General features: G+C 62.0%; 2 protein-coding genes. One reads left to right on the forward strand and one right to left on the reverse strand.

The genetic code is table 11. The features are described 5' to 3' along the window. A partial coding sequence (gene dxs / locus ACYVDE_RS15560; RefSeq protein ID WP_460502456.1) for a 1-deoxy-D-xylulose-5-phosphate synthase occupies positions 1–1498 on the reverse strand: 1498 nt, incomplete at its 3' end. Between the two features lie 322 nt (positions 1499–1820). Between dxs and ACYVDE_RS15565 the strand changes: the two genes are divergently transcribed. Then, positions 1821–4389 (forward strand): TonB-dependent receptor domain-containing protein (locus tag ACYVDE_RS15565; RefSeq protein WP_460502457.1); only part of this gene is annotated, 2569 nt, incomplete at its 3' end.

The raw sequence follows: 4389 nt of genomic DNA on the forward strand, positions 1-4389 counted from the left end.
GCTGCAGCGGCGTGCGCCACTCGGGCATCGCGCCCTCGCCGCGCGGGTAGCGGATGCTGTGCGGCCCGGCGTTTTCGGGCAGGGTGGCGGTGTACATCAGGTTGCGCAGCTCCTGCTCGTTCATCGGGGCCGACACCACGATGTTGGGGATGCAGCGCATGTAGGCCAAGTCGTAGCAGCCGTGGTGGGTGGGGCCGTCGGCCCCGGCAAAACCGGCGCGGTCGAGGCAGAACACCACGTGCAGGTTTTGCAGCGCCACGTCGTGCACCACCTGGTCGTAACCCCGCTGCATGAACGAGGAGTAGATGTTGCAGAATGGAATCAGCCCCTGCGTAGCCAGGCCGGCCGAGAACGTAACGGCGTGCTGCTCGGCAATGCCCACGTCGAAGGCGCGGGTGGGCATGGCGGCCATCATGATGTTCAGCGACGAACCCGAGGGCATAGCCGGCGTCACGCCCATGATTTTATCGTTGGCCTCGGCCAGTTCCACCAGCGTGTGGCCGAACACGTCCTGGTACTTGGGCGGCTGGGGCTTGTCGGGCGTCTTCTTGTAAATCTCGCCCGTGATTTTGTCGAATAAACCCGGCGCGTGCCACAGGGTCTGGTCTTTCTCGGCCAGCTCGTAGCCCTTGCCCTTCACCGTGACGCAGTGCAGCAGCTTGGGGCCGGGAATGGTTTTCAGGTCGTTGAGGATGGTAACCAGGTGCTGCACGTCGTGCCCGTCCACGGGGCCGAAGTAGCGGAATTTCAGCGCCTCGAACAGGTTGCTCTGCTTAAGTAATGTCGCCTTCATGGCGGCCTCTACCTTGCGGGCAATCTGCTGGGGGTTGGGGCCAAACTTGCTGAGCTTGCCCAGCACGTTCCAGAGCTCGTCGCGCACTTTGTTGTAGGTGCGCGAAGTGGTGATGTCGGTGAGGTATTCCTTGAGCGCGCCCACGTTGGGGTCGATGCTCATGCAGTTGTCGTTCAGCACGACAATCATATTGTTGTTGAGCACGCCGGCCTGGTTCAGAGCTTCGAAGCTCATGCCGGCCGTCATGGCCCCGTCGCCGATTACGGCAATGTGCTGGCGGTCGAACTCGCCCTTGTAGTCCGACGCCACGGCCATGCCCAGCGCCGCCCCGATGCTGGTGCTGCTGTGGCCCACGCCGAAGGCGTCGTACTCGCTTTCGCTGCGCTTCGGAAAGCCCGACATGCCTTTGTAGCGGCGGTTGGTCGGGAATTTGTCGCGGCGGCCGGTGAGGATTTTGTGCCCGTAGGCCTGGTGGCCTACGTCCCAGATAAGCTGGTCGTAGGGCGTATTGAAGACGTAGTGCAGCGCTACCGTAAGCTCGACTACACCCAGCGAGGCGCCGAAGTGGCCGCCGTAAATGCTCACGGAATCGATGATAAAGTCGCGCAGCTCAGCGCTGAGCTGGACTAACTGCTCGGGAGCGAGCTTTTTAAGGTCGTCGGGCGAGTCAATCGCCGCAAGCAGCGGGCCGGGTTCAACTATCATCGGGGCGGGCGTGGTGGGATTGGTGACGGTAGCGTAACCGCCTGACCCGCTAAAAGATTATCGGGCTGGCCCAAAGGTACGACGCGATGCGAAGAGCGGTTGTGAGCAGCGATGGAATCGGGGTATTAGTCGGGGTTTGGCATGCGATAATCTAGTTTTTCCCATGTGTCGCGGCCGCGTCCCAGACCTTTGCGTATCGGCAAGCCGATTCGGCCAGTTGGCTGTTAGGGATTTAGTTACGAAATTTTTACACCTCAGCCAGACGCCGGATGCAACCTCCGGTCCGATTTGCGGCACTTTGGCCGCTATCCATTGTCAGTATATGAAACACCTATTACCGGCTCCGGCCGTTCTGCTAACGGCCCTGCTGGGCATTTCGTCAGCGGCTCAGGCCCAACAGGGCGGCACCCGGCCCACCCTTTCCAGCGCGCCGCGCACCGCGGCCGGCCGCATCAGCGGCACCATAACCGACGCGGCTACCAACAAGCCTGTATCCTATGCCTCGGTGGCGGTGCTCGATGCCGCCAACAACCCGGTGAACGGCGGCGTGGCCGGCGACGACGGCAAGTTTGTGCTGGCGGGCATTCCGGCCGGCAGCTACACGGTGCAAATCAGCTTCCTGGGCTACACCAACATCACCCGCACCGGCGTGGTGGTGACGGCCGGCGAGGCCACGGCTCTGGGTACTATTGCCATGTCGGCATCGGCCCAGAAGCTGGGCGAAGTGGTAGTAACGGGCCAGAAGGCCATCATCGAAGAGCGGGTGGACCGCACGGTGTACAACGCCGAAAACGACCAGACCACCCGCGGCGGCGACGCCACCGACGTGCTCAAGCGCGTGCCCATGCTGAGTGTGGACCTCGACGGCAACGTGAGCCTGCGCGGCAGCTCCAGCATCAAGGTGCTCATCAACAACAAGCCCTCGACCATTGCCGCCAGCAGCATTGCCGACGCGCTGAAGCAGATTCCGGCCGACCAGATTAAGACCGTGGAGGTGATTACCTCGCCCTCGGCCAAGTACGACGCCGAAGGCTCGGGCGGCATCATCAACATCATCACCAAAACCAACAACCTGAAGGGTGCCACGCTGGGCGTGAACATCAGCGCGGGCCTGCGCAACAGCAACCTGGGTCTGCAGGGCAGCCTGCGCACCGGCAAAATGGGCTTCTCGCTGAGCGGTTTCGGCCGGGGCCAATACAACACACCGGGCGAGTTCAGCAACACGCAGGTAACGCGCAGCCTGGGTACCGGCGCGGCCACCACCACCCTGCAAAGCGCCGACACGCGCCAGCAGGGCATTTTCGGCCGCTACTCCTTCGGCTGGGATTACGACATCAACAAGTTCAACTCGCTGCAGGCTTCGGTGAGCTACGGCCAGCGCAGCGGTTACAACTACCAGGATGGGCTGCTGCGCACCACCTACAACGGCGCTTCGGCCACGGGCGCGCCCATCGGCACCGACCTGCGCGACACCTACGCCAAAGACCTGTCGGGCACCGTCGATGCCAGCCTGAACTACACGCACAGCTTCGAGAAGCCGCAGCACGAAATCAGCCTGCTGACCTTGTTCAGCCGCAACGACCGCACCAACAACTTCACGAACACCATTTTCCAGTCGAGCGACCCGCAAAGCCCGTCGCGCATCGTGAACGACAACCCCAGCTACAACGAGGAATACACGGTGCAACTGGACTACCAGAATCCCATCAGCAAAACACAGATGCTGGAGACCGGGGCCAAGAACATTCTGCGTCTGGTTAATTCCGACTATTCTACCATCTCCTACGGCCCCAACGGCGAGGTGCTGCCGAATGTGGGCTCGCTTTCCGGTAGCAATGTGTTCAACTACCGTCAGAATGTAACGGCCGGCTACGTGGCTTACACCGCGCAATTGCCCAAGGGCATTACCATCAAACCCGGCCTGCGCTACGAGTACACGACCATTGAGGCCAGCTTTGCCAATTCGGCCGCGCCCAACATTCCGGACTACGGCGTGCTGGTGCCCAGCGTGAACGTGTCGCGCAAGCTCGCCAACGGCAACCTGCTGAAGCTGGCCTATAACCGCCGCATTCAGCGCCCCTCGCTACAGTTCCTGAACCCGAATGTGAACGCACAGAATCCCAAGAACACCAGCGAAGGCGACCCTACCCTCAAGCCCGAATACACCAACAACTACGAATTGGGCTACAACACACTGGTGAAGAAGGTAAACCTGAGCATGAGTGCTTTCGTGCGCAATACCACCGGCTCCATCGAAGCCCTGCGCACGGTTACCGGAACCGACATTGTGAAGACCACCTACGCCAATATTGGCCAGCAGAACGCCTACGGCGGCAGCCTCAACGCCAACCTCAACGGCCCCAAGCTGAACCTGAACGCGGGTACCGACTTCTACTACGCCACGCTCACCAACAACGTGCCCGACCGCAACTTCAACGCATCCAACCAGGGCTTTGTTATCAGCGGTCGCCTCGGGGGCTCCTACAACTTCACGCCCGTGTGGGGCGTGCAGGCCTTTGCCTTCTACCGCGGCCGCCAGGTGCAGCTGCAGGGCGACCAGAGCGGTTTCGGCTTCTACACGCTGGGCATCAAGCGCGACTTCGCCGAGAAGCGCGGCAGCATCGGCTTCGGCTTCGATAACTTCTTCACGCCCACCATCACCATCCGCAACAACGTGGTGTCGCCGCTCATCGACCAGGCCAGCCGCAACCAGCTGCACTCGCTGGGCGTGCGCGTCAACTTCAGCTACCGCATTGGTAAGATTACGGCAGCTCCCACGCGCCGTGGCAAGAGCGTAAACAACGACGACCTGAAGAGCGAAGGCGAAGGCGGCGGCGGTGGCGGCATCGACGCCAGCGGCGGCGGGGGCGGTGCTCCCGGCGGTGGTGGCG

This window comes from Hymenobacter agri (assembly GCF_054778495.1).